Below are 26,285 nucleotides of genomic sequence, written 5' to 3'. Positions count from 1 at the left end.
AAACCTAAAATGTACCCGTATACGGGTGTGATGGCAATGCTAGACGTGCTTGGGCCATAGAAACGAGAATTCTGCCCCTTGCCCCAGCGTGGATTGTACCCTGATAGTACCTCCCACAAACTGAATGATCTTACGCGCGATGGCCAGACCGGCGCCAATTCCCTCGTTATGTTCTTTGGGTTGCACCGAGTAAAACATCTTGAACACTTTTTCCTGCGCCTCGGTGGATATCCCTATTCCATTGTCTTTAACCGTGAACAGAAACGCTTCTTCCTGCTCCTGAGCCGTAATCCACACCTGCGGTTTGGCTGATTGGTTGAATTTGGCGGCATTCTGCAAAAGGAGCCGGAAAACCGTTTCCAGCTTTTTAGCATACGTGGTAAGGGTAGGAAGCCCCGAGGCATGTACCTCCAGCGGACTGCCATGCGCAATTTGATCGGCTAGGTGCTGCACCAATTCCTGCACGTTCACTTCGTTGATGTTCAGGTCATACCGCGTAATGCGGGAGAAATCAAGCAAACCGCTGATCATCCGTTCCATCCGGTCGGTGCGTTGTTGCAGCAGCTGAATGTTCTTCTGAATGTCCGGGGCCAGGTCATCGCCCAGGTCTTCCTCAATCCAGGCCGAAAGGTTGTTGATGGCCCGCAAAGGCGCCTTCAGGTCATGCGACACCAGATAGGCGAACTCCTCATATTCCTGGCGCAGGTTTTCCAACTGTTGCTCACAGGTTTGCTTTTGGTGCATCATGTTAAAGGCGTGAGGTTTAGGTGCGGCACAGACGCTTTGGGCCAGGTGAACAGGAAAGTGGTGCCCTGGTCTTTCTCTGACTTAATCCAGATCTGGCCGCCCTTTTCTTCTACTATTTTCTTCACAATGGAAAGTCCTATGCCCGTGCTTTCCTTCACGTCGCGGGCTTCCATGGTCTGGAATATTCCGAAGACTTTGTCCTGGTATTCCTTCGGGATGCCCGGACCATCGTCTTTGATCTCGAATTGATAAAAATCATCTAGTTCTGTGGCACTCACTTCAATGCAGCCACTTGAGCGGTGGTGGTATTTGATGGCGTTACCCAACAGGTTGGATAGAACCTGGTAAAACAGCGTGCGCTCACCGGTAAGGGTAGGCAAGGAGCCATGCGTCCTGATCTCAAAACCCTCCGGCGGAGACAGGTTTTCAATGGTTTCCTCCAGCATTTCTTTCACCGAGAAAGTTGTGGAAGGCAAGGTCTGTTTCCCTACCCGTGAGTACATCAGAATGCCGTTGATCAGGTTCTCCATGCGCTGCACCCTTCCACGCAAAATGGAAAAGTTCTTGATGATGTCTGGGTCGTTTGTCTGCAGGTCTTCTGAAATCCACTCGGCCAGGTTGTTGATGGCCCGCAAAGGTGCTTTCAGGTCATGGGAAACCACATAGGCGAACTGGTCCAACTCTTTGTTCATCTTGGTGAGGTGATTGAAGCTGGTCTGCAGCTTACTGGCCATCAGGTTCAAAGATTGGGTGAGGCTGCTGATCTCATCGTTACGGGTATCCACCAGCGAGACGCTATAATCGCCCTGGGAAATACTATGGGCCAGGCTGTTCATGCGCCGGAACCGGTTTCTGATGGTTTTACCCAACAGGTAAGCCATGATTCCTCCGGCCAGAATAGACATCACCGTTAGACCAACCGCAATCTCATTGGTCCTTACCAAAGAAGCGTTCAATTGTCCTATCCGGTTTTTCTTGATGCGTTCCTCGGTATGTTTCAACTGATCAAAGAGTTGGCGGGTATTATCCATGATTCGTTTGCCGTTGCCCTGTTGCACCGAATTGAAGAACAGGGAATCATAAAGGGCTTTTCCCTGGGAGTTGGTCATTTCCCGGTGCTTGCTTAAAACCAGGGGAGTGGCAAAGGTTGTGATCCAGGCATGGGCATCTTGCCTGATGAGGTGCACCAGTTTGTTTTGTTCCGGATTGTTTTGGGTAAGTGAATCCAGGCGGGCAAAGGTGCGCTCTAACTGAACCTGCCCTTCTTCATAAGGCTCCAGAAAAGCTTTCTGACCCGTAAGAAGATACCCGCGTAATCCTGTTTCCAGATCAAGCAAGTGCTTTTGGGCCCGTTCTCCTTCCCTGATGAGGTTAGAGGTGTTCAAAACATCCCCAATGCTTTTCTCTACCTGTTGCGTCTGGTAGATATATCCAAATGTCACAATACAGAACATGGCCAGAATGGCGGCAATAACTGTATAGATGGTGGGAATTATTTTCATAGGTTTTCCTCAACAAGAGGTTTGGGGGAATGGTGTTTCCCCAAAGATAAAGGATATATAGGTTCCCTGATTATACGAAAAAGACTATTCTGCCCCCAGGATAAAGCTCCGGTCTGATGTCTAGTTAAAGGCCTGTTTTTTTCTGGCGCAGAAAAATTAAAGTTCTTAAAGAGTCAGCATGTTTTAAGGCCCTTTTCGATGAAAGGCTCCATATACTCGTTGAACTCAGGTCCATGCCTAATCAGGTAGCAGTATCCTGGAAGAGGCTAAAATAAAGGAAGGCTGCCTTAGAATGTGTACTTTTGGGTTTTTACCAGTAACCGCATGTCGTTAGAAAAACCAGACCCCATCGGCGGAGCTATCAAGGCCTATTGGCAAGGCCAGCAAGATGCCGCCGTCACCGTGTACTCAGACCAGATGGAAGCCGATGAACTGCCCGCCGCCTACTTGTTTAGGACGTCGCAGGAAATGCCCGAGCGGGAGCAATTTGCTTTACAGGAAGCCCGTGGCCGGGTGCTGGACATAGGAGCGGGAGCCGGTTCCCATGCTTTGGCCCTGCAGGAAAAAGGATTGGAAGTAACTGCCTTAGAAATATCCGAAAAAGCGGCCCAGGTGCAGGAAGCCCGGGGCGTACAGAACATCCTGGTGGGCGATTTCTTTTCCTTGGAAGCCACCCCCCACGATACCTTGTTACTGCTTATGAACGGCATCGGCTTGGCCGGTACCCTGGATAACCTGCCGCATTTCCTGGACACCTGCAAGAAATGGCTCGCTCCGGGCGGACAGATTCTGCTGGAATCATCAGATATTCTGTACCTGTATGAAGAAGAAGACGGCTCGGTGCTGTTGGATCTGAACGGGGCGTACTACGGCGAGTTAACTTACATGATGGAGTTCGGACAGGAACGTACCGAGCCTTTCCCCTGGCTTTTCATTGACTTTGACCTGCTGCAACAATACGCCGAAGAAGCCGGTTTTCAAGCCGAGTTGCTTTTACAGGAAGAAGACGATCATTATATCGCGCGCCTGACCCTGGCGTAGCAAAGGAATTCCTAAGAATTTAAAGGCCTTCACTTTAGCCTTCCTTTTCCAAAAGAGGGGCTAAAACGAAGGCCTTTGCGTGATAAAACTTCTTCAAAACAGCTTACTGCACAATCAAAGAATCAAGGAGGTACGAGTTGTCAGCTTGCCAGAACCGGAAACGGTGGATGCCCGGGGTGGCAGGTCTATACTGGAAGGAGTAGGTCACCAATTTTGCGATATCGGCGCAGACCGCTTCCTGGTCTTCGGTGGGGTAAGCGACAAAAATTTGAATATCTGTTCTTTGTCCGGTTTTGACGGAATCTACCCTTGAGAACCTGCCGCAGCCATTCTCGGGGCGGTAAAGGACTTTAAGGGTGAGCGTGGTATCGGCCTTTATCGGTCCTCGGGGGAAGCCGGCGGTCTCCTCGGCTGGTACGGGCAGCACCACTTCCTCAAGCTGCGAGGTCTCAGTACAGGCGACAACGCCCAGGCACAAAGCGATGGCGGCCAAAGGAACTTTCAAATATTTCTGGATCATCTTGTTTCAGGGCTCTTTTAACGAAAACAAGCACTAAACGCCTGTAAAAAGCAAGAGCCGACCATTTCTATAAAGGTCGGCTCCTGTAATTTATTGTATCTGAACTACGCTTTGGCGTACGTTACGTCTTTCACGGCCTGGATGACACGCTGCACGTTTGGCAGGGAAGCCTCTATGAGGGTAGGGGCGTAAGGCAACGGAACATCGCGGGCCGTGACGCGTTTCACCGGGGCATCCAAGTAGTCGAAGGCGTTGTGCTGCACGTGGAAAGCGATCTCAGAGGAGATAGAGGCCAATGGCCACGCTTCTTCTACCACCACCAGGCGGTTTGTTTTCTTTACAGACTCAATGATGGCCTTGTAGTCAATAGGGCGAACGGAACGAAGGTCAATCACCTCGGCATCCACGCCGTCTTTGGCCAGTTCTTCAGCCGCCTGCAAAACCAACTTCACCATTTTCCCGAAGGAAACGATGGTTACGTCTTTACCCGGGCGCTTGATGTCGGCTACGCCGATGGGAATCAGGTACTCTTCTTCCGGAACTTCGCCTTTGTCTCCGTACATCAATTCAGACTCCATGAAGATCACCGGATCGTTGTCACGGATGGCCGACTTCAACAGACCTTTGGCGTCATAAGGATTAGAAGGAACCACAACTTTCAAGCCCGGCGTGTTGGCAAACCAGTTCTCAAAGTTCTGCGAGTGCTGCGAAGACAACATACCGGCGTTACCGGTTGGTCCTCTGAACACCATTGGAGCAGAGTACTGGCCACCAGACATGGACATGATCTTAGCAGCGGAGTTGATGATCTGGTCAATAGCCACTAGGGAGAAGTTGAAGGTCATGAACTCAATTATAGGCCGAAGTCCGTTCATGGCAGCACCCACCCCGATACCGGCAAAGCCAAGCTCGGCAATAGGCGTGTCAATCACGCGCTCTGGCCCAAATTCATCCAGCATGCCCTGGCTCACTTTGTAAGCACCGTTGTACTCGGCAACTTCCTCGCCCATCAGGAACACCTTTGGGTCGCGGCGCATTTCTTCGCTCATTGCCTCACGCAATGCCTCTCTGAATTGTATGGTTCTCATAGTAAGATTTTCAACGTCTATCTAAAGGGTAAAATTAAGACATGCGGCACAAATAAAAAAACGCATCTGCCGGCAGGTGAAAGTTGTATAAAAATGCTTGAAGCTTTGGGCCTATTTTTCAAAAACAAGCCTTGAACAAGGGATCAGGGTTTCAAGGCCTCGGCGAAAGCCGCCGATTTATAGTACTTACTGAATTCCAGGTCGTCTATGGCTTTCCCGGCCAGGGTGGGTTTAGCTTTGACGGCTAATTTCAGGTGCTCAGCCATAAGCGATTCTTTTTGGCTGCGGGCGCCAATCACGGCCATCAGATAATGGGCATTCGCATCATGAGGATACTCCGCCAAAAGTTTCTGGCCTAGTTCGGCAGCACCTTCGTAGTTTTCCTTCAGGAAGTAGAGGAGGGTCATGTTGAACTGGGCGGCGTAGCTTTTTCCCGCGTAGGAAAGACTGCGCACGGCGTCATCGTACTGGCCTACGCTCAGTTCCAGGGCTGCCTTGTCGGTGAAAACCTGCTGCAGAATGGGAAGTGGACCTCCCAAACGGATGGCGTAATCATAGCTTTGCAAGGCCTCCAGGGCATCGCCACGCTGGTGGTGGGCCACGGCCAGGTTGTAGAATTGCTGGGCTTCGGGTTTGCGGTGCGCCGCGTAGCGCAAGTTCAAAATGGCGCTTTGCAGCAGGGTTTGTTTCACCTTCGGCCGAAGCTCTTTCTGCGCCTGCTCATAAAACACCATGCCTAGGTTGTTCAAAGACTGCCAGTTCATATAGGTCTCCACCGCGGATTCATAGATGCGTTTTTTCTCGGCCAGCAAAGGGGTTAAGGTAGCGGCATACTGCATTTCCTCGGCGGTAAGGGCATCGGCGTTGGCCCGGTTCTCTACAATGCGCTTGGCGGTAAGATAGATTTCGTAGTCGCGGCGCAGGTTGGGCTGGTAGTCCACGGTCACTTCGGCGTACCGCAAAACGGGATACACGTACATTTCCAGGTAGTCATAGGAGGGGAGCGTCTGCAGTTTCTCTTCCTTTTCCTCGAAAGAGCCCGTACCGTTCACGATGTCAAGAATCTGCTGGATCTGATCTTCGGGAAGAGCAGAGGTCTGTACGCGACCCAGAAACGCCGACCAGTTTTTCTGCAGGGTACGCGTATCGAATTGAATGCCTCCAACGGTGTTGTTGTAACCCTCAGTATCTATTTTCTGTTTGATGAACCGCTCCACGGCCACCGCTCTACGGGGAGCCAGGTTGCGGGTGTTGGTTTCCATTTGATCCGGAGAATGCATGGCCAGGATCTCAATTTTCTGCGTTTTTTGGTTCGATTTGATAAAATCCTCCAAAAGCTGCAGGTTGGTGCCATGACCCTGCCGAAGGGTAGCCAGCGCCTGGTCAAAATAGATTGGGAACTTCAGTGGTCCGGGAGCCTCGTTCTTGAAAACTTCCGGGGCATAAGCGGGAGCATGGATGGTCTGGATCAGGTGCGGGGTTGTGATGATGCCTTGGGCCAAAACCTTAGACTTGGTGTATTTCTTGCGTCCCTTGGGGTCAGTGACTACGCCCTGGGCCATCAACTGACCCCTGATTTTGGAAGGCGTGTACGGAAAAGCGAAAGAGCTGGCCATGGTAGGTTTGCCTTCCACAAAATTGTAATTTCCGAAATCGAAGCCCAAAGAACCAACATGTTCCTCCACGCCTTTCTCTGCCTTGTAATATACCCTGATGCCGTACCGATAGTCATCCCGGAGTAGGTTTTTGGGTAATTGGGCTTGTACTTCTATGGGCACCTGGTTTCCGCGCACCATGAGTACCTGAGGCTGGGCCGTGATGGTCTGGCCTTTCTCAGCTTTGCGGGTCATTTTGGAAAGGGTGCAACCGGTAAAAAGAAGGAAAGAGAAAAGGAAGCTAAAGGCAAAAAGGGGACGGGAGAACAACAAAGGCATATCTTAAAAACAACAAGAAACGTATAGAAACGTTACCAGACTCAATTAGAGCCTTTTTCAAAGGGGAAGTTACGGTAGAAATTGTAATTTTATTTAACTTAGGTGTTTAACTTTTCAAACCATGAAAAATATTCAGTATTTCCTGGAAAGCCAAGCCTTTGGGGTCTGCACCAAAGTAGGGGAAAAGTTAGGCTTCGCTACCAGCAGCATCAGGCTCTATTTTATCTACCTCTCCTTTTTAACGTTCGGCTCACCAGTGTTGGTGTACCTGGTAATGGCTTTTTGGCTGAACATCCGGAAGATCCTACGCCGGGAGCGTAGCACCGTCTGGGACGTTTAAAGCCATGAAATCCTTCTTGCCTTTTACAAAATATTGCCACAACACGCTCTGCTGGCTCCAGCCGGTGAGTTGCGTGGTTTTTTTCTTTACCGGAGTTTCCTTTCGTTTTTCTTTCCAAAAAGCCATTTGAGCAAAAAAGTTCCGGTGCGCTTTATAGATAGCCTGTACCTCTTTCCAGTTGCCTTTTACAAAGTATTGGGTAGCCGCCACACCGTCCAAAACCAAACGGGTGTACAGGATTTTGTTCAATTCTTCCTCATTCAGGTTTTTGTAGAGCAAGGCGGCCCCGTTCCTGAAGTTCAAAAATGTCTTTCTGGGGTTGGCTTTTGGCAGGGTTCCGCCTCCAACGTGGTACACAGTGCTTTGACTCTGGTAATAGATCTCGTAGCCAAGGTTTTGCAAACGCCAGCATAGGTCGATCTCTTCCATGTGCGCAAAAAACTCCTTTTCCAATCCGCCGGCTTGCCAGTAGGCAGCAGACCTGATGAAAAGACAAGCGCCAGTAGCCCAGAAAACCGGTCGTACGTCATCATACTGGCCGTGGTCTTCTTCCAAGGTATCGAACAAGCGGCCGCGGCAGAAGGGATACCCGTAAGCATCCAGGAATCCGCCCGCGGCTCCGGCGTACTCAAAATGGGTTTTCTGATAAAACGATTTGATTTTGGGCTGGCAGGCGGCAATCTTCGGGTTTTCCTCCAGGAGGTTCACCAACGGGTCAAGCCAGTTGGGCGTCACCTCTACGTCTGAGTTGAGAAGGACGTAATAGGTGGCCTCCACCTGCCGCAAAGCCTGGTTGTACCCCTCGCAGAACCCGTAATTCTCGGGCAGGGAAATGGTTCTGACCTGGGGGTACTGCTGACGGAGAAAGGAAAGGGAATCGTCTGAGGAGGCATTGTCGGCCACCACGACTTCGGCTTTGGGGCTGTTTTCCAGAACCGAGGGTAAAAACTGCTCTAACCAACGGCGGCCGTTCCAGTTGAGAATGACCACCGCCACCGTGGGGGAACTATAAGCCAAAGTTGCTCAGATCTAAGCCGGGGATGTTGGGTAGCATGCCTTCGGTGTTCTTTTTGATTTCTTCTTTGGCGCGTTCACCGGCCTCGTCCATGGCTTTGTTTACGGCAGCCACCACCAGATCGGCGAGCATTTCTTTGTCGTTGGGGTTCATGAGGGTCTCGTCAAACTCCACCTTCAGCAAGCGCCGGTCTCCGCTGGCCGTGGCTTTCACCATACCGCCGCCGGCCTCCGCCGATACCTGGATGTGCTTGAGATTATCCTGGGCCTCTTTCATTTTGGCCTGCATCTCCTTCACCTTATTCATCATCCCGAACATGTCAAACATAGTCTTCTTCTTTAAGTAAGTTCTATCAAGCTTAACGGGAAACAAGGCAGGAAGATACCCGCAGCTTTGTTTCCGGGTCCAAAAGTAAGGGATTTAGCTGAATGAAAGAACCCCAGGCATATCCTTGAAAAAAGGCAGTCAGTAAGTGAGTAGGAAAGAAACCCCATTTAAGGCTGTTTTCTTGAAAATGACCCTAAAACAACTTACCTGATCAAGGTAACAGTACCTTTTTGGGTAATCTTCTTTCCGTTGACATCCACGGCTTCCATCCGGAAGAGGTAGGTTTCCGGGGGAGCAGGCTTACCACCGTGGGTTCCGTTCCAACCAGCTTTCGGGTCCTTGCTTTCGAAGATGATCTGACCCCAACGGTTCAGGACCTGCAGGATAAAGGACGAAGCAAAAGGAGCCCCCACCGGCCGGAAAATATCGTTCAAGCCATCATTGTTGGGGGTGAAAGCCGTGGGAAAATGAAACTGAAAGCCTTGGTCAATGGAACTGGTATTAGAGAAACTCTGGTAAGATGCATTCTGGGCAACAGAAAGTAGCCGGTAGGTAAGCCGTTGGTATTTGGTTTGTGGCTGGGCATCAAGGTAGCTTTGGCCGGTCACCGGGGTGCTCCAGTAAACGGTTCCCTGGTCATCCAGGAGCTGCAGCGTCTGAGCCCCTGCGCCTGACGGGAAACCTTCATAGGAGCTCCAGGTAAGTTGAACGGAGCCGTCGGGTTGCAGGGTAGCCGTTAAAATGACCGGACAGGCACTATTGCTTTGGTTGGAGGAAACGTTACAGGAATCAAGGTAAGCCACCTGGTAACAAAGCCTGGACCGGAGATCTACCTGTGAAGGATCCACTGTGTTTTTGGACTGTTTTTCTGAAATCAGGCTGAAACCGTTTCCATTCTGGCTTCGGTAAACCGATTGTTCTTTGAAGGTTTCCTGGTCCGGGACAAAGGTTTCCAGCATCACTCTGTTTTGAAGATCAAAGCTGGCGAGCAGAAAAGGGGCGGCTGGGCGGGTGGTGCCCTGGGTTTCTATTTCAACAGGCAACGAAGCACTGGCAACGTTGTTCTGCAGCAGGGCTACTAATTGATAGGAGTACTTTCGGCCACAAGCCACCTGATCATCGGTGTATGACGTCTGGGTGCCCGGAAGGGTTTGGTAAAGCTGTCCGCCTCTGAGCACCTGGTATTCCGTCACGCCACCCGGACTCTGGTTCTGGGTCCAGGAAAGGAGATTCTGCCGGTCACCCGGCGATACTACCAGCGTCTGGGAGCAAACCGTGTTGGAAACGATGTCTTCTCGCCCCGAGCAGATATTGGTTACACGCACCCGGAAACATCCCTGAGCCAGATTAACTCCAATGGTATGCTGGCTTTGACCAGCAACTACGTTTGAGATGGTTTCCAGGGCAGCAAAGGTGCCTGAGGGGGAGGACGCTCTTTCAACCACCAGATCGTTCACTCCCGTTGTTTGCAGTTGTAATTGAAAGGTGGAGCCCTGAAGGGTCACTTTCTGTAAAACCGGGGCGGAGGGTGGGGCGGCGGCTTTCACTACAAACGTGCGCGGACAGAGATTCCCCACCCCAGTTAACTGGGTGACGGTGTAGGTTCCCGGGGTATTGAAAACATGGGCGGGCAGTTGATCAGGAATTACCCCATCACGGGCATCGAAGTCATAAAACTCGGTGACGTTGGGCCTGCCGGAGTTGTCTTTGAAGGTGATGGTTTCCCCCACGCAGAAGGTCTCCACGGGCTGGGTTCCTCTTAAGGCTAAAAAACAAGGCGCCTGCTGGGCCCAACCTTCAAGGGCCACACACACTAAAATCAGCAGAAGAGCCACCTGTTTTCTCACGCCATCAACTCGTCAAAAGGGAAATCCTGGATAAATTTGATGCTTTTTTCAATATCGGGCTGCAAAACACGGTCTTGTTCCAGCGGAGCAACCTGTTTTCTATAAGCTTCTACCACTTTCTCCAATGCCGGAGAGGTGCGTAAAGGGCGTCTGAACTCCAATGCCTGTACCGCCGCCATCAGTTCAATGGCTAAGATCCGCTCCACGTTCTGCACTACCTGGTACGCCTTGGTGGCGCTGTTGGCGCCCATGCTCACGTGGTCTTCCTGCCCGTTAGACGACACAATGGAATCCACGCTGGCGGGAGTACACAGCTGCTTATTTTGGCTAACGATGGAGGCGGCGGTGTATTGCGGAATCATGAACCCTGAGTTCAGCCCCGGCTCCTGAATCAGGAACTGCGGCAAACCCCGCTGGCCCGAAATCAACTGGAACGTACGCCGCTCCGAGATACTTCCCCATTCCGCCAAAGCGATGCTCAGGAAATCTAAGGCCAAGGCCAGCGGCTGTCCGTGGAAATTCCCCCCGGAAAGAATCAGTTCTTCGTCCGGGAAAATATTCGGGTTATCGGTTACGGAGTTCACCTCGGTGGTGAAAACCTTTTCGGCGTATTCCAAGGCATCTAAACTAGCTCCGTGCACCTGGGGCACACATCGGAACGAGTAAGGGTCCTGTACCTGAGATTTTTCTTTTTGCTGCAGTTCACTGCCAGCCAAGAGGTGTAAGACGCGAGCAGCAGTTTTCACCTGTCCGGCATGGGGCCGAATCTGGTGAATCTGAGGCGAGAACGGGGCGCTTAGTCCGTCAAAGGCTTCTAGCGAAAGGGCCGCCACTACATCTGCCGCCAGAGAAACCTGCCGGGCTCTAAGGCAGATAGTGGCACCATAAGCTGTCATCATCTGGGTACCGTTCAGCAGGGCCAGTCCTTCTTTGGCCTGCAGCCGGATGGGGTCCCAACTGAAAATGTCCAGGATCTCGTGGCCTTTGAGCTTGAATTCCTGAAACCGGACCTCTCCCAAGCCAATCATGGGCAGGCACAGATGCGCCAGGGGAGCCAGGTCACCGCTTGCCCCCAGTGAACCTTGCTGGTACACCACCGGGTACACGTCACGGTTAAAGAAGGAAAGTAACCGTTGTACCGTAGAAAGCTGCACGCCGCTGTAGCCATAGCCCAAGGACTGCACCTTCAGGAACAGCATCAGTTTCACCACTTCGGCGGGCACTTCCTCGCCCGTTCCGCAGGCATGCGACATCACCAGGTTGCGCTGTAGCGTTTCCAGGTTCTCGGGGGAGATGCTGGTGTTGCAAAGCGCCCCGAAGCCGGTATTGATGCCATAAACAGGTTTTGGCGAAGAAGCCAGGTGCCGGTGCAAATAGGCATGGCTCGCGTTGATGCGTTGTTCCACCTCCTCAGAAAGCGCCAGCGTAGCCCTATTTTTAAGGACATTCTTTATCTCTGCCAAAGAGATAGGGGCGAGGGAAACGAGATGCTGCCCGGCCATTAAACGGTTGCGTTGTTTTGTAATACTTCCAGAATCTGAGCTAAAGGCAACTTTTCCTGCTGGCCGGTGCGCATGTTGCGGAGGTTGAGCAAGCCGCTTTCTATTTCCTCAGAGCCAATCAGTAATACGTTCGGAATTCTTTTCTGATCGGCGTACGCCATCTGCTTTTTGAGCTTGGCAGACTCGGGGTACAGCTCGGCAGAGATTCCTGCGGCCCGCAGCGTTTGCAGCACCGGCAAGGCATACCGCATGGAGGCCTCGTCAAAGTTGGCGATGAGCAGTTGCGTAATGGTCTGGCTTTCCTTCGGGAACAGGTTGAGTTCCTCCAATACGTCAAAGATGCGGTCCACGCCAAAAGAGAACCCCACCCCAGATACGCCCGGCAACCCGAACATACCGGTCAGGTTATCATAACGGCCGCCGCCACTGATGCTGCCCATCTGCACGTTGTTCACTTTCACCTCAAAGATGCAGCCGGTGTAATAGGAGAGGCCCCGGGCCAAGGTTACGTCCAGCTGTATTTTAGCCTTGTTTATGGTAAAACTCTCCAGAAACGACAACATGCTGCGGATGTCCTGCAAGCCGCGTTTTCCTTCTTCGGAGTCTTGCAAAAGGGTATCCAGCTGCGGAAGCAGGTCAGAGATGTTCCCAGCCAGGTTCAAAATGGGCCTAAGGCTGTTTACGGATTCCTCAGAGAAGTTTTTCTGCCGAAGTTCGTCGTTAACAGCATCCTGCCCTATTTTATCCAGTTTGTCGATGGCTACGCACAGGTCGGCTTCCCGTCCTTTGGCCCCGATGGCTTCGGCAATGCCGGCCAGTAAACCGCGGTGGTTGAATTTGATGGTGAAATCGTCCAGGCCCAGGGTGCTCAGAACCTCATCGATCATCAGGATGATTTCTGCTTCGCAGAGCAGAGAATTAGTGCCTACCACATCGGCATCGCACTGGTAAAACTCGCGGTAACGGCCCCGCTGCGGACGATCGGCGCGCCAAACCGGTTGTATCTGGTAGCGCTTGAACGGGAAAGCGATCTCGTTTCGGTTCATAACCACGAAGCGGGCGAAAGGCACGGTGAGGTCGTAACGAAGGGCTTTTTCGGAAACTTTGCGGGTAAGTGGTTTGTAGCCTTGCTCCAGGTCCTGGGCAGAGACTTTGCTCAGGAAATCACCCGAGTTCAGGATCTTGAAAATAAGCTGGTCGCCCTCGTCACCGTACTTGCCGGTGAGCACCGACAGGTTTTCCATGGCGGGCGTTTCCAGCGGAAGGAAGCCGAATTTCTCAAACGTGCGCTTGATGACGGAGAAAATATAGTTGCGTTTCACCACCGTGGCTGGCCCGAAATCACGGGTGCCCTTGGGGATAGAAGGTTTGTCTTGACTCATGTTTTCTTGCTAATGCTGCGAAGATAGCAATTTCAGAAAAGAATCAGGCGGGATCTGGGTCAACCTGGCAGCTATCCTGTTTTAAACCCGTTATTTCGTAAACTGCCCCGTAACGGATAAAGATCACTTTGTTTTCCTTACTCCTGAAACGAAGATCAGGTTAAAACCAGCAAGGTTTTCCCGGAAAGGTAAGAAAGCCGTTTAGGGGCTATTTTCAGGAAAACGGGCCTAAAACAAAGGGTTTTTTCCAGTAGGGAAGTAGAATTCAGACGTATTTAAACAGCCATTTCCTTTATTTCCTTTTCAGGCTGTAAATTCCTGGGGGCAAAAAGGAGCAGGGAAGTGATGAAGGAGAATAGAAGGGTACCATCTCGCCGCTGCAGGAGCGATTCGGTTAGGCAGCAAATGGCAAAAACGGCCACAAAACAGAACAGGAGATAGTTCTTTCTTTGAAAGGCTTCCTTTAAAAGAAAGAACAGCACCAATAGCAAGGCTACTGCACCAACCAAACCCAGGGAAACCCCGTGCATGATGAATTGATTGTGGGCATCAAAGTGGGAGGTTATCCCTTCCTGAAATTGGTTTGACTTGTACCTCTCTACAAGCGCCGACTCGCTCTCGCCTGGGCTGATTCCGAACACGGGATGTTCTTTGATGATGTCAAAGGCCGAGGTCCACATCATTTTCCGTTGGGTCACCCCGGCGCTTTCGCTGAACTTTATCCGGAGGTAGGTTACCTTCTGGAAAACCAACACGCTGGCCCCCACGGTACAAAGAATGATGGCCACTAACGCAAGGTATTTCCCCGCTTTAAAGGCCAGGTACACGCAGACCAAGGCAATCATCAATACGGTGGCCACTAAGGCTGTCCTGGAAGACAGCAGAGCTTGGAAGCCGAAAAAGAACAGGCAGAAAAACAGGTGTAAAACAAAGCTAGCCTTGTTCTGCGCATACTTTGTGGAATACAGAAAGTACGAGTGGATGATCAGGCACGTACCAATGTAAAGGCTGTAATAAGGGGCGTGGAAATGAATGTTCTGCGGAAGGAAATAAGAAAAGAAGGTCCAGTCGATTTCCTGTAATTGGTGCCAATGGGCCGGGTACTTTTCAAAATATTGCCTTGAAATGTCTATCGTCGCATACACTGACAAACAGAAACAACTAAGGGAAAACACGAGCAAAGCGGTTTGAATTTGCTTTGGAGAAAGCCTTTTATGGAAAAGGATGGGTAATAAAGGCAAAGAACCTTGAAGAATGATAAAATTCAACGTGCCTTTGACCTGATCACTGTACAGAAGGGAGGCCAGGCAAACGGCGTAATAAACGACAAGGGCTAAAAAGGCCTTCTTCCTGGGATAAGAAAACTGGCGGTTTTTCTTTAGAAAGGTATCCCAAAGAAAGAAAACCAACAAAGCAAGCAGGAGAGGAGACTTCAGGTTAAACCGTAAAGGGAGGGAGGCAGCATAGGCAAAAATTAGGTAAGCGTAAACTTCATCCGCAATAGCGTTCTCTTTCTTACTTGTTTTGCTGAAGGTCATTGTATTTCTCTAAAACAAACTGCCGCATTTCTACTTTAAACCGTTCCTGGTTGAATTTCTGGGCAGAGGATCTTATAAGTTGGGAATTATACCCGCCTGAATGGCTTTCAAATACCGCTACCGCTTCTTTCAGGCTTTCCTTTTCCTGCGAATAAAAGAATACACCCGTTTCGGGGGTAACGGTTTCAAGTGCGCCCCCTTTCCCGAAGGCAATAACCGGGGTACCGCAGGCCTGGGCCTCTACCGGTGTAATGCCAAAATCTTCCTCGGCCGCAAAGACAAAGGCTTTTGCGCGTTGCAGGTGATCTTTAAGCACCTCAAAAGGCTGATACCCCATAAGTTTAATGTTGGGTCCGGCAATAGCCTTCAGCTTCTGTTCATCAGGGCCTTCCCCGATAACCACCAATTGCTTGTCGGGCATTTCGTTGAAGGCTTCCACAATCAAATCGATGCGCTTGTAAGAAACCAGCCGTGAAGCGGTAAGATAGAAGTTCTCCTTTGGCGAAGAAAGTGTGAATCCTTCCAGATCTACCGGCGGGTAAATAACGGATGAGTCACGGCCATAGTTTTTCCTGATCCTCCGGGCGATGTAACGGGAGTTGGCTATGAAATAATCTACCCGATTTACGGTCATCACGTCCCAGGCCCTGAACCGGTGCAGGATCAACCGGGCAATAAATCCTTTTACCCCTGAGGTCAAGTTATTTTCTCTTAGGTACTGGTGGTAAAGATCCCAGGCATACCGGGCCGGAGAATGGCAGTAGCAGATGTGCAGTTGGTTTGAGTGGGTTAAAACCCCTTTGGCTACGGCATGGCTGCTGGAAATTACCACGTCAAAGCCTGAAACATCCAGTTGCTCAATGGCCAAGGGCATCAGGAACAGATAGTTGCGGTAGTGCTTACGGGCGAAGGGTAGCTTCTGGATGAAGGTAGTGATTGGGGTTTTGTGGAAGATGTGTTTGCGCAGATGTTCAGGCATGAAGTCAATGACCGAGAAAAGGCTGGCCTCAGGAAAAATTTCCAAGAGCTGTTCCACCACTCTTTCTGACCCGGAATAATCTACGAACCACTCATGTACAATCGCTACTTTCACAAAGATTCTATATGATGAAAAACCTATCTGTGGTTCAAACCAGGTACTCGTTTCTTTGATACCGCTTGGGGTTAAGGCGTGGAAAGAAGCTTTTGGAGCACCCCCAAATGGTACTCAGCAGAAACCCGCCAGGAATATTTCTGACAGTGCTGCAATCCTTTAACACGTAATTCTGCACGTAAACCATCTTCCGTGAGTACCCTCTCCAGCTGTTTTTGGAGTCCTTTTACGTCAAGGGCATCAAAGTATAGGGCAGCCTCCCCGCACACCTCCGGGATACTAGCCGAAGTGGAGGCCACCACCGGGCAGCCACACGCCATCGATTCCAGGGGAGGCATCCCAAACCCCTCGTACAAGGACGGGAAAACTGACAAAGATGCGTATTTGTAGAGGAATGGCAAAAGGTTATCGGGAACAAAGCCGGTAAAATGTACGAAGGGTTGCAGTGCTTTTTGTTCTTCCAGGTACCTTGGTGCCTCCTGGTCGGGGGTGATGAATCCTTGTTTCTGACCCACAATCACCAGGTGGTGCCGCTCCTTTATGGCGAAGGGCAGCCCATTGTATGCCTTTAACAAGGTAATCAGGTTTTTATGGGGCTTGACATTGCCCACGTACAACAGGTAGTTATCGGGCAGTTGGGGCAAAGCGGCCCGAAGTTCTTTTAAGCCAGTTTCTGAAAAATCGGGCTTAAAACGGGTGAGGTCCACGCCATTGTAGATAATGTTTATTTTCTCCGAAGGACAACCGGTGTATCGGACCAACTCCTTTTCCGAAAAATGGGATACCGTTACCACTTGGTCTGAAAGCCTTATGGCTGCTCTCATCAATATGGTGGCATAGACTTTTTGAGCAAACCCCAAGGTATGACGGTACGCCAGATGATAGGTGTCATGGATGGTCACCAGCCGTTTCTTCGCCCGGATAGGCAGCACCGGAATGTTGTACTGCGGAGACCAGAAAATATCACAGGTAGGAATTCTGGCTGTCAAGGCTAGTTGTTCCTTTATAGAATAAATGGAAGCCTCCATGGGAAGGATTGTCACTTCCGAAGACCATTCAAAAGCATTTAACTCCTCTGCTTTGCCAATGACTGACACTTTAAAATAGGGAGGAAGAAACGGAAGCAGTTGTTTCAAATATACCCCAATACCGGAGGCATGAATCATGCGGGCATCAACTACCAGGGAAGGCATGTTATCTTTTATTGATTATCAGACGTTGGGCCAGCAACAAACTAAATAGCACCCAATACAAGATGTAGTTGATCCGACCGATAAGGGCTGAGTTGATGAAACTTCCCGCAAAGAAATACATGCTTGCTCCCAGAAACGCCAGGCAAAGTTGCCGCAATAAACGGTCATCGGAATGGAAGAAAGTCTGTAGGGCATAGTAGAAACAAAGCAGGTACAAAGAGAGGTGGAAAAGCCCTAGAAAGACTCCGTTCTCCAGAAACAATTGAAACCAATACCCGTCGGTGATAATCATACGGGTGGTGTCACTGCTGGGGCCCTGGGTTCCGGTTCCGGCCCCCAAAAGGTAATTCTGTTTTAAATATTCAATGGCGTTGTCAATCTGATTATAATGCTCAGTGGTAGAGGAAATGGTGCTTGCTTCCTGGCCCGTTACCCTTTTCACGATGAAACTGTCTTTGTTAAAGTACCCAACTATCAGGATGGAAATAATCACCAGAAAACAGCCTGCCAGGAATTTAAGAACGAAATTGAGCGTGAATCTGCCATAATGCAAGAAGAAGATGGTGCCACTGGAAAGGAGCAATCCAACCAGGGCCGCCCGGGTATAAGTAAAAATATTAGCAGTAATAATAATGGCTATATAGAATAAATAGACCTTCTTTTTGGTCGTAACATATTTGCTTAAAAGAATGGAAAATAGGGTAATGGTGAAGCTGGCAAAAATGATGGTATTCCCCAATAAAGCGGTGGGGCGTACAATTTCCTCGTCGTAAAACTGGAACGTGCCTTCCCCTCTTAAAGCCAGAAAAGACAAGGGCAGGTAGGAGGAAAATTTAAACTGGAAAATGGCATACAGGCAAAGAAGAACGCCTATGACCACAATGGAAGCCAAACTGTGGTCTATATGTCTACTTTTCCTTAAAAGAAGCGGAAAATAAATAAGCGGGGAGGCGTAGAAAATAGTATTCCTGAGGCCCAAGACTTTTTCCCTGAGGGGATTGGTGTCTATAAAACTTAGCTTCAGGATGGTGATCAGAAGCAAAAGGCACCAGAACGCGGCAAAAGCAAAATAGTCAAGACTTACCTTTTTGCCAGAGTAGTAAAATGATAAAACCACCACCACTGTGTGCATCAAAAGGACACCAATGAGGAAATCAATCACCATGGTGCCCATGTTTAGCTCAGTGAAGGAAAGGAAATTAGTGATGAACCCTCCCAAAAGAAGCGTCACTAAAATGGCCCCCAGCAAGGCGTAGGAAAATGAAATTTGGGTTGGGGCCGGATGGTTCATTTAAATTGGGCAATCTGTTTGAAAACCGTGAGGGCTCGTTTGAATTGTAATCTGGAAACACGCAGCAAAGCCGAGGCCATCAGAAGGGCATACAACTGAAAAGCCTTTTCTGGGTAAAACTTTTTGAAGAAGATAATCTTACTCCTAATTCCGTGGTAATCTGCCAGATCGCTTTTCTCTGTACCCGATGAACTGGACCCAATAGTTGTACCTTCTTTGTGATAGACCCTGCTGGACCAAACATAACCTAAAGCAAAACCTGCGTTTTGGGCCCTTTTAGCCCAGTCTAGCTCTTCAAAGTAAAGAAAGTAATCTTCGCTTAAAAGGCCAACCTCTGAAAGGAACTTTCGGCTGACAAAGAGGGAAGCCCCCATCACATAATCCAGCGTTACCGAAGCCACGTTGAGGAATTCTGAGTCTGGTTCCCCTTCGTGCAGGTGGCTGGTAGTGAAGGTACGTAAGTTGAGCTTTCCGCCCACGCCCTGCACCAGAGAGGGCTGGTGGTAGTACAGCAACTTGGAGCCCCAAATGCCAACCGGTGGTTCCTGTTTGCCCTCGTTCTCGGCCCGGTTTACCAGTTCACGCAGGGAGTTGGAGTCTACCGTGGTGTCATTGTTCAAAAGCCACAAGTAAGCCGCATCGTTTATCTGAAGAGCGAACCTAATGCCCAGGTTATTTCCGGCAGCGAATCCGGCGTTTTTGGCCGCTTTTAAGAAAACTACACCAAAATCATCAGGAACAGGGTGGGTAGGAACTTCTTTCTCTTCCAAAGAAAGAAAAGTGGGGAGATGGTTTTCAGCCCATTTTGTCAAATGAAAGAAGGAATCATTGGGCGAGTTGTTGTCAACGACAATGATTTCTTTGTTCTGATATGTCAGGTTCAGAAGGCTTTCCAAGCATTCAATTGTATCCTGCCAACTGACATAGTTGAGAACAATAATATATACTTTGGGTTGATTCTGCTCCATTTCTGCCGTGAGGAAAGGTTAGGCTCTTAAAAGCAAACTGATGGTATGCTTCAAAGAAGATCTGAAGAAGCCATGTTTCACCATCTGGTATTTTCTTTCCAATACCCCTTTCTTTTTTAAGGAGATAAATGCTTCTAATAGCTTGAGTTTTGCAGGAAACTGGGTTAACCAATTCTGGTGGTGGTCATAAAAAAGCTGCGCTTGATTTATTTCCCCTGATAAAAGGGAAAGGTTGTTAGCCATAGCTTTTTCAAGAACTATATACAGATTTTGAAGGAATCCCTTTCTGCTTGCCCCAACCGCATTTTGGGAATGCTGTCTGTATAATACCGTTGGCTCTGGGAGGAAACGCACCTCTCCCAAATAACTTGCCGTTAACAGCAGCCAAACATCATGCATAAGAGCTCCTTTAGGAATGGGCACGGCTAGGTTCCTGGTGGCTCTGTTACATAAAATGGTGCAGCCGGTAGCTACATTCTCCACCAAAGCCCTGTGAAACTGATGATTACCGGGGTTCAGGCCCATGTAGTGCCAATACGAATCATCCAAAAGGCGGAGGTGCTTGTCTACTACTTTAAGATCGGTAAAGACCAGACACGGGGTCTCTTTAGAAGTTTGTTCCTCCATTTCCTGAATGCATTCCAAACTCTTATAAAGTTTCTCAGGCAGCCACACATCGTCCTGATCGCATAAGCCGATGTATTCTCCAGTGGCAGCTTCTATGGCCCGAGAAAAATTCCGGACAACCCCTACCTTCTGGCTGTTCGTGTGAACCTTGAGTTTCTTTTGGTGGCGTGCAATGTCCTGAAGGATGTCCAGGGTTGCGTCAGAGGAGCCATCGTCAAAAACGAGCACCTCCAAGTTCTGGTACGTTTGGCCGAAGACAGAATCCAGCTGTTCCCTGATGTACTTTTCACCGTTGTAAGTAGCCAGAACCACAGAGATAAGAGGTTGCTTCATAGAGCTTAAGGCTGTTACGCTGTTACTTTACCTAGAAGAACCTCTTCTATTTTCATTGGTTCCTGCAGAAGCCTTGAAACCAATTCTATGTTCTGGCGGCTTTTCCTCTTTGGCAAATTTTCATGCAAGTTGGTGTACTCCAGGTATTCATACCCAAGGTCGTTAAAATCGCCAATGTCCTGGAGCATTACAATTGGGGTAATCCCATAATAAAGATACTCCATGAGTTTGGTGGGGCTAGCAACCCGGTTAAGTATATGATCGTCTCTAAGAATGAAACCATAATCCGCCAAAGCATAATAATAGCCTAGCATGGAGGGGGCAACACTCCTAAAGATGAGTTTAGAGGCGGGGCAGCCTACCTGCTGAGCTACCGCTTTCACGTCTTCTACATCTCCGCTCAAAATAATGAACTTATATTCGGGGTTGTTCAGGCCCTGAATACACCGGAACATGACATTCACGTTCTGCCATTTTTGGGCAGAGCCGCTGTATATGAAGACCACATCGGTGTCAGACAAACCCAGTTCTGTTTTGATCTTTTCCTGGGTTTCTTTTTCAGTTGCTGCCAAGATGTTTGGTTTGATTTGGTAGACCAAGTGTTCTTTGTTGTTGAGTGCAGGAAACTTTTGCAGGAAGTAGGCCTTCATTTTAAAAGTCACATAGATAAAGGCATCTATGTACTGCACCGCTTCTTTCTCTACCCAGGTAAATAGGGCTTTCTTTTTCTGCTCTCCGGAGAATTCCAGTTCCTCTGGCACCACCCCGTGCACATCTAGCACAACTTTGGTCTTCTTGTGAAGAAGCTTTAAAAAAGGCAGGGCAGGTAGGGCATTAAAAACAGAATGAATGTAGATGAGATCAGCTGATTTGAATGTTTGCAGAATAAGCGGGAAGTGGACAAAGAGGTTCAGCGTCAAAACGCAGAGCATGCCTTGTTTCAACTCAGTTTTCCTAAAAGCCCGCAACAACCTGATGTTTAAATAGGTTCGTCTATGCTTCAGGAAACAGTCATCAATATGCTTCACGCGTTGCATCATCCCCTCGCCAAGGGTGGCAGGAGTGGGATACGGGGCTACAAAAACCAGGTTTTTGGGCATACAAGTTACAAGGGCAGGTCTTGAAACAACGAGACAATTTGTTTAGAAGTAGTGCCATCGCCATACGGGTTCACCGCGGTAGCCATGGATTGGTACAGGGGCTCATCCGTTAATAGGTCAGTAATCTTCTGAACGATGGTAGCTTTGTGAGTTCCTACCAAAACAGCGGTTCCTGCCTCAATGCCTTCCATCCGTTCGGTAATGTCGCGCATTACCAAAACGGGTTTCCCCAGAGAGGGCGCCTCTTCCTGGATTCCCCCTGAATCTGTTAATACCAGATAGCATTTCGACATCAACCAAAGCAGGTGCGGGTACTCCAGCGGAGCTAAAAGGTGAATGTTAGCGTAGCCGTTCAGCTGTCGGTTCACCACCTCCTGAACGTTGGGGTTCAGGTGGACGGGGTACACGATCTCCACTTCCTCAAAGGTCTGGGCAATCTCCTTTATGGCTGAGCAGATGTTCTCAAAGGGCTCCCCGAAACTCTCTCTGCGGTGGCCGGTAACCAAAATGATTTTCTTACTTAGATCAAGCTGTTGGAAGTAGGCCCTGTAAGGTTCTTCCTTTTCCTGGATGATCTGTAGTCCCAAATGAAGCGCATCTATAACGGTATTACCTACCACAAAGACATTTTGCCGGATGTTTTCCCTGGCAAGGTTCTGTTGGGCCGTGGAGGTAGGCGGAAAATGAAAATCAGCGAGGTGACCAATCATCAGGCGGTTTCCTTCCTCGGGAAAAGGGGAGAGGCGGTTTCCGCTCCTTAAGCCGGCCTCTAAGTGAGCTACTTTGATTTTTTTGTAATAGCACGCCAGAGCCCCAATAAACGCGGTGGTGGTATCGCCTTGAACGAAGACCAGGGAAGGGGCGCAATCCTCCAGCACCGCTTCCAGGGCTTTCAGTCCGTTAGAGGTAATGTCAAACAGGCTTTGGTCGGCTCGCATGAGGTTCATGTCATAATCCGGGGTGATGGAGAAGAACTCCAGGACTTGATCCAGCATCTGGCGGTGCTGTCCCGTGATACAGGTTACAGTCTGGTATAAACCAGGGAAAAGGCTGAATTCTTTAATCAGGGGAGCCATTTTAATCGCCTCTGGCCTGGTCCCGAAAACAAACAGTATCTTCTTCATTTATTTCGTTTCCTGTATTTGCCCGTCACCCTTAACTAAAGCAAAGATCAAATCATGGTACCTTTCCCCCATGGCCTGAACCGAGTAATTTTGTGAGGCGAGGCGCATGGAGGCGGCCTTCATCTCCTCCAATCTCTGCCGATGGGTGTAGAGGTAGGTTATTTTCTCCACAAACATATCTATATTATCATTGCCATCAATCAGAAAGCCGGTCTCACCATCTTGGACCACCGGTGTGGTGATCTCTTCCAGTCTGGTGACCAGGGGCAGGCATCCGCACATCTGCGCCTCTAAAAGAACCACGCTAAACCCCTCGAAATAAGAAGGCATGAGCATGAGGTGAGACTTTAGCAGCAGTCGGTAGACTTCTTTGGTTTCCAGCGGGCCTACAAACTGGATCTCTTTTTCAAGGCCTTTTTCTGAAACAAGCCTTCTCAGTTCTGGTTCGTCCTCGCCCGTACCTGCTATGATCAGTTGAAGTTCCAGCCCTTGATTTTGGCATCCTTTCACAATATCGGGCAGAAAAAGGACGCCTTTCTGGGCATGCTCCAACCTCCCCACAAACACCAGGGTGAACCGTGGAAAAGGCTCCTCTGACACCAAACCCAAGGTTTCAGGAGTATCCACCCCATTCCTGATCTGGATAACGGGGCATTTGGGGTTTCTTTGTTCCGCTAAGCTCTGAACCAATGGGCCCACCGCCACAGCACTATCCAGAAAAGAGGCATGGATCAAACCAATCTCGAAAATGGAGGGATCGGTGTTGTGGAGGACGGCGACGGCTTTCGTTTTGGTGAATAATTTCAGAAAGGGAACTGCCCGGTGCGCATAACGAGTATGGTTCAGGAAGACGATATCATACCTTTTACCGAGGATGTAGTTCAAAGTCTTGAGGTAGTGAATTCCCCTTTTGAAAGTGGTTTCCAGCCCTTGATGGGAAAGAAAGAACCCAGACAAACCGGCCTCGGCAATTTTAGGAAACCAGGCGCCTTTCTCTGATAAGGTGGTGATTTCTACGTCCATTCCGCTTTCCTGCAGGTACTTTCCCAACCTGAGCAGCGCCATCTCCATTCCGCCGCCGTGCATGGCATAGGTGAAGATTCCTACTTTGATACGCGGCGCGGCAGGTTTAGCCATTTTTGAGCACGAATTTGGAAAACAACCTAAAAACACCTTGTCTCACCTCGGTACTGATGACGGCCTTGAAGAGGAATAGCTCCACTAAGACAAGGGCCACCAGGCCGAAGAAAAACCGGTAAGCAGGGTCTACTGAAAGGCAGAAAATCACCAGAAGAACACTGAGCACCAAAGCCAAAAGGATTTGTTTTACCAACTGGCGTGAAACGTGGTTCCGGAGCAAGAAAAGACTTAACCCGTTGATGAAAACATAAGCCAACCCGCTCCCGAAAGCCACGGCATTGGCTCCATAGGCTCCGGCAAAGAGGTAGGTAAGCAAAACCAGAAGTACCCCATACGTGATATTGGTGGTAAACCCGATCCACATTTTACCCGTCGATTGAACATAGGCCCCTAGCACACTGCCCGCGCTCGCCACCATCACACTCCAAACCGAGCCGATCAGAACCTCCTGGCTGTTCTTGAATTCCTGCCCATAGATGAAAAGCACCCCCTCGGCAAAGAACATAAACAAGGTTCCCACCGGAAAAATGACCAGGGCGGTAATACTCTGGAACATGCCCAGCATCTTGTTGGAAGAGCTGTTTTCATTTAAGGCGAGTTCCGAGGAAAGGAGCGGAAGCAGGACCTGCGCAATAATGTTAGGCATGAGCATGAGCAGGTTCTTCCATTGGTTGGCAACGTTCAATTGACCTAATTCCGAGAACCCAGAGGCTTGGTTCACCAGGAGAATGTTCGTAACCCAAACGGCCGCAATCACCGACAAATTGCTTAACAGGGCCGGAAGAGCGAAGGAAGACAGGATGGATGCCTCCTGCAGGGCGCCTTTGAATTTGATAGCCAGCCCCAATACCTGAAGCCTTTTCCTCAGGAACAGAAACGCCACCAAGACCCCCACACCCGCCGATACGGTGGTAGCCATGACCGCTCCCGGTGCCCCGAAGAAAAAGGAGCCTATCACCGCCGAAAAGACGTACAACCCGCCCCTGATCAGGTTGCTTATTCCAATGCTGGGAAAGGCCTCCAAGCCCGAGAGAACACCCAGGATAACCCCGGACACCGCGTTGAAAAAAATCTGGAAAGCCCCAATTCTGAAAAGCGTATTCAGCTCGGGTGCCTTGATAAACGGTACCGTGATGATTTGGGGCCAAAAAAGCAAAATAAGGGAAAAAACAAGACCCAGCAAAAGGGAAAACCCTAGGGTTAAGCCCAGGATGTGATTGACTTTATTAAATTCCTTCTGCCGGTATTCGGCGATGTATTTGGTTGTGGTTAGCCCGAAACCAAGCCCTGCTATTTCGCCCACCAACGCAAACGTACTCACCGTTAAACTGATCTCACCATAACCCGTCTGCCCAAAAAAGCGGGCTAGGAAAATGGTTACCAGCAGGTTGGAGCCCTGCAAGCCAACGGTGCTTACCAGAATCCAGAAGGCACCTTTGTTGAACCTTCCCAGCAGGCTGTTAGTGAAGAGGAGGGAGCTTAGTTTCCTTTTAAGATCAAATATCATTAAGCAGCTGAAAGTGGTAAGGGAAGAACGGGTTAAAAACCGGGTTATTTGATCGGGCAATCCATGAAGCAGGGGCTAAAAGGTAAGAAACAAAAGTGTCTCAACTTTCCTGAAATGACCAAAGATAGAGATTAAGCTTAAAAGCTTTTCTGCCAGATTTTATAAAGTTTTTATATTTTTGGAAGCTTTAGCACAAAAAAAGGTACCATGAACAGAATATCCCCCCGGGAAGAAAGATCGGCAGATGAAATAGACCTAAGGGTGGTATTTGATAAGATTGGATCTTTCCTTAAGAAGGTATTTCATCTTATCAAGAGTGCTTTTCTACTGGTTCTCCGGAGGTGGCCCCTTTTCCTTTTAATCACCTTGCTGGGGATTGGGCTTGGATATGTAGACTTCTTTCTAAAGCGTCCTTTTTACAAATCTTTCCTGACTTTAGCCCCGGCCGAGATCAGAAACGAGTTTTTTGAAGACCAGGTAAACCGATTAGCCGTCCTGATCCTTGATGGCAACGTTGACCAGGTAGCCACTGACCTGAAAATAAGCCCGGAAGATGCGTCTAAAGTGAAAAGCATCCGGTACGTGAACATAGACCACAACCGGGTTGCCGAAGACAGTATCATGACCGGGGCTCCGTTCCGGTTAGACGTAGAACTGTACGACAAAACGTACTTCCCGCCCTTTCAAAAAGCCATTGTCAGTTACCTGGACAGCAATCCGTTCTTCACCAAAAGCACGCAGGCAAAGAAAGAGCAGATCAGGAGTATGATCGAAAAGCTTCGGATTGACATTGCCTCCATTGACAGCATCAAACGGACGGCTGTTTCCCTAAGGGGACCCGCAAACGGATTTGTTTACGGCGAGCCTTTAGACCCTACCGAACTCTACAAGCAAAGCGCCGAACTCTTTGAAAAGCAGGCTTATCTGGAGTCTCAGCTCCGTAAAATGGAGACAATACAGGTAGTGGTTGGGTTTGCCCCTTTGATTCATCCAACTGGTCCCAAAGTGAAAATTCACCTGGCCCTGGGTGCCGTTCTGGGTTTTGTGGGCGCTTTTATCCTGGTGCTCTGGTATGAGTACAAACTAAGGCAACGGAAAAGAAGGCTCGCCCAATTATAAACCCTTG

23 protein-coding genes are annotated in these 26,285 nt (G+C 49.5%); 3 read left to right on the top strand and 20 right to left on the bottom strand.

The window, feature by feature from the left end:
• Nucleotides 1-39 precede the first annotated feature (39 nt).
• A complete protein-coding gene (locus tag EFB08_RS20390) occupies nucleotides 40-747 on the bottom strand; it encodes a sensor histidine kinase (protein ID WP_123128828.1) in 708 nt (235 codons plus the stop codon).
• The gene (locus EFB08_RS20385) at nucleotides 744-2,249 is read right to left on the bottom strand and encodes a sensor histidine kinase (protein WP_123128827.1); all 1,506 of its coding nucleotides are present in this window, start codon (nucleotides 2,247-2,249) and stop codon (nucleotides 744-746) included. The genes EFB08_RS20390 and EFB08_RS20385 overlap by 4 nt, the downstream gene beginning before the upstream one ends.
• A 324-nt stretch (nucleotides 2,250-2,573) precedes the next feature.
• Between EFB08_RS20385 and EFB08_RS20380 the strand changes: the two genes are divergently transcribed.
• Nucleotides 2,574-3,290 carry a methyltransferase domain-containing protein gene (locus EFB08_RS20380; protein ID WP_123128826.1) on the top strand — a complete coding sequence of 239 codons (717 nt, stop codon included), beginning with the start codon at nucleotides 2,574-2,576 and terminating at the stop codon, nucleotides 3,288-3,290.
• Between the two features lie 103 nt (nucleotides 3,291-3,393).
• On the opposite strand, the gene EFB08_RS20375 is transcribed toward EFB08_RS20380, so the two are convergent.
• The 3 genes from EFB08_RS20375 to EFB08_RS20365 form a co-directional block, all read right to left on the bottom strand.
• Nucleotides 3,394-3,810, bottom strand: coding sequence for a hypothetical protein (locus EFB08_RS20375; protein WP_123128825.1), 417 nt, complete (start codon nucleotides 3,808-3,810; stop codon nucleotides 3,394-3,396).
• A 104-nt stretch (nucleotides 3,811-3,914) separates the two neighbouring features.
• Nucleotides 3,915-4,898, bottom strand: coding sequence for a pyruvate dehydrogenase complex E1 component subunit beta (locus EFB08_RS20370; RefSeq protein ID WP_123128824.1), 984 nt, complete (start codon nucleotides 4,896-4,898; stop codon nucleotides 3,915-3,917).
• Between the two features lie 143 nt (nucleotides 4,899-5,041).
• Nucleotides 5,042-6,748 (bottom strand): tetratricopeptide repeat protein, encoded by a 1,707-nt coding sequence (locus tag EFB08_RS20365; RefSeq protein WP_125077819.1) that lies wholly within the window; start codon nucleotides 6,746-6,748, stop codon nucleotides 5,042-5,044.
• A gap of 205 nt (nucleotides 6,749-6,953) precedes the next feature.
• Between EFB08_RS20365 and EFB08_RS20360 the strand changes: the two genes are divergently transcribed.
• The gene (locus EFB08_RS20360; RefSeq protein ID WP_123128822.1) at nucleotides 6,954-7,172 is read left to right on the top strand and encodes a PspC domain-containing protein; all 219 of its coding nucleotides are present in this window, start codon (nucleotides 6,954-6,956) and stop codon (nucleotides 7,170-7,172) included.
• Here EFB08_RS20360 and EFB08_RS20355 read toward each other — a convergent pair.
• The 15 genes from EFB08_RS20355 to EFB08_RS20285 form a co-directional block, all read right to left on the bottom strand.
• Nucleotides 7,137-8,189, bottom strand: a complete 1,053-nt coding sequence (locus EFB08_RS20355; protein ID WP_227006424.1) for a glycosyltransferase family 2 protein — start codon at nucleotides 8,187-8,189, stop codon at nucleotides 7,137-7,139. The genes EFB08_RS20360 and EFB08_RS20355 overlap by 36 nt on opposite strands.
• On the bottom strand, nucleotides 8,179-8,514 hold the full coding sequence (locus EFB08_RS20350) for a YbaB/EbfC family nucleoid-associated protein (protein ID WP_123128821.1): 336 nt from the start codon (nucleotides 8,512-8,514) through the stop codon (nucleotides 8,179-8,181). Before EFB08_RS20350 ends, EFB08_RS20355 begins: the two co-directional genes overlap by 11 nt.
• 203 nt (nucleotides 8,515-8,717) lie before the next feature.
• Nucleotides 8,718-10,349, bottom strand: coding sequence for a T9SS type B sorting domain-containing protein (locus tag EFB08_RS20345; RefSeq protein WP_165864981.1), 1,632 nt, complete (start codon nucleotides 10,347-10,349; stop codon nucleotides 8,718-8,720).
• Nucleotides 10,350-10,357: 8 nt separating this feature from the next.
• Nucleotides 10,358-11,863: a histidine ammonia-lyase gene (gene hutH, locus EFB08_RS20340; protein WP_123128819.1), complete on the bottom strand. Its 1,506-nt coding sequence runs from the start codon at nucleotides 11,861-11,863 to the stop codon at nucleotides 10,358-10,360.
• Nucleotides 11,863-13,245 (bottom strand): histidine--tRNA ligase, encoded by a 1,383-nt coding sequence (gene hisS, locus EFB08_RS20335; protein ID WP_123128818.1) that lies wholly within the window; start codon nucleotides 13,243-13,245, stop codon nucleotides 11,863-11,865. The genes hutH and hisS overlap by 1 nt, the downstream gene beginning before the upstream one ends.
• A gap of 275 nt (nucleotides 13,246-13,520) precedes the next feature.
• On the bottom strand, nucleotides 13,521-14,420 hold the full coding sequence (locus EFB08_RS20330) for an O-antigen ligase family protein (RefSeq protein WP_165864980.1): 900 nt from the start codon (nucleotides 14,418-14,420) through the stop codon (nucleotides 13,521-13,523).
• Nucleotides 14,421-14,760: 340 nt separating this feature from the next.
• Nucleotides 14,761-15,876 (bottom strand): glycosyltransferase family 4 protein, encoded by a 1,116-nt coding sequence (locus tag EFB08_RS20325; RefSeq protein WP_123128816.1) that lies wholly within the window; start codon nucleotides 15,874-15,876, stop codon nucleotides 14,761-14,763.
• A 71-nt stretch (nucleotides 15,877-15,947) separates the two neighbouring features.
• Nucleotides 15,948-17,069, bottom strand: coding sequence for a glycosyltransferase family 4 protein (locus tag EFB08_RS20320; protein ID WP_123128815.1), 1,122 nt, complete (start codon nucleotides 17,067-17,069; stop codon nucleotides 15,948-15,950).
• A gap of 1 nt (nucleotide 17,070) precedes the next feature.
• Nucleotides 17,071-18,360, bottom strand: coding sequence for an O-antigen ligase family protein (locus EFB08_RS20315; protein WP_123128814.1), 1,290 nt, complete (start codon nucleotides 18,358-18,360; stop codon nucleotides 17,071-17,073).
• Nucleotides 18,357-19,328 carry a glycosyltransferase family 2 protein gene (locus tag EFB08_RS20310; protein ID WP_123128813.1) on the bottom strand — a complete coding sequence of 324 codons (972 nt, stop codon included), beginning with the start codon at nucleotides 19,326-19,328 and terminating at the stop codon, nucleotides 18,357-18,359. Before EFB08_RS20310 ends, EFB08_RS20315 begins: the two co-directional genes overlap by 4 nt.
• Before the next feature lie 18 nt (nucleotides 19,329-19,346).
• Nucleotides 19,347-20,288, bottom strand: coding sequence for a glycosyltransferase family 2 protein (locus EFB08_RS20305; RefSeq protein WP_123128812.1), 942 nt, complete (start codon nucleotides 20,286-20,288; stop codon nucleotides 19,347-19,349).
• Between the two features lie 14 nt (nucleotides 20,289-20,302).
• On the bottom strand, nucleotides 20,303-21,388 hold the full coding sequence (locus EFB08_RS20300) for a glycosyltransferase family protein (protein WP_123128811.1): 1,086 nt from the start codon (nucleotides 21,386-21,388) through the stop codon (nucleotides 20,303-20,305).
• Between the two features lie 5 nt (nucleotides 21,389-21,393).
• A complete protein-coding gene (gene wecB / locus EFB08_RS20295; RefSeq protein ID WP_123128810.1) occupies nucleotides 21,394-22,512 on the bottom strand; it encodes a non-hydrolyzing UDP-N-acetylglucosamine 2-epimerase in 1,119 nt (372 codons plus the stop codon).
• Nucleotides 22,513-23,649 (bottom strand): glycosyltransferase family 4 protein, encoded by a 1,137-nt coding sequence (locus EFB08_RS20290; protein ID WP_123128809.1) that lies wholly within the window; start codon nucleotides 23,647-23,649, stop codon nucleotides 22,513-22,515.
• Entirely contained in the window at nucleotides 23,642-25,159 is a 1,518-nt protein-coding gene (locus EFB08_RS20285) for an oligosaccharide flippase family protein (RefSeq protein ID WP_123128808.1), read from the bottom strand. The genes EFB08_RS20290 and EFB08_RS20285 overlap by 8 nt, the downstream gene beginning before the upstream one ends.
• 207 nt (nucleotides 25,160-25,366) lie before the next feature.
• Here EFB08_RS20285 and EFB08_RS20280 point away from each other — a divergent pair, with 207 nt between their 5' ends.
• Nucleotides 25,367-26,278: a chain length determinant protein gene (locus tag EFB08_RS20280; protein ID WP_123128807.1), complete on the top strand. Its 912-nt coding sequence runs from the start codon at nucleotides 25,367-25,369 to the stop codon at nucleotides 26,276-26,278.
• The last annotated feature ends 7 nt before the right edge of the window (nucleotides 26,279-26,285 follow it).

The organism is Rufibacter latericius, from assembly GCF_003721515.1.
In the GTDB taxonomy this organism is placed as follows: Bacteria; Bacteroidota; Bacteroidia; order Cytophagales; family Hymenobacteraceae; genus Nibribacter; species Nibribacter latericius.
Note: the sequence above shows the minus strand (reverse complement) of the source record. Positions and strands in the feature narration are given on the sequence as shown.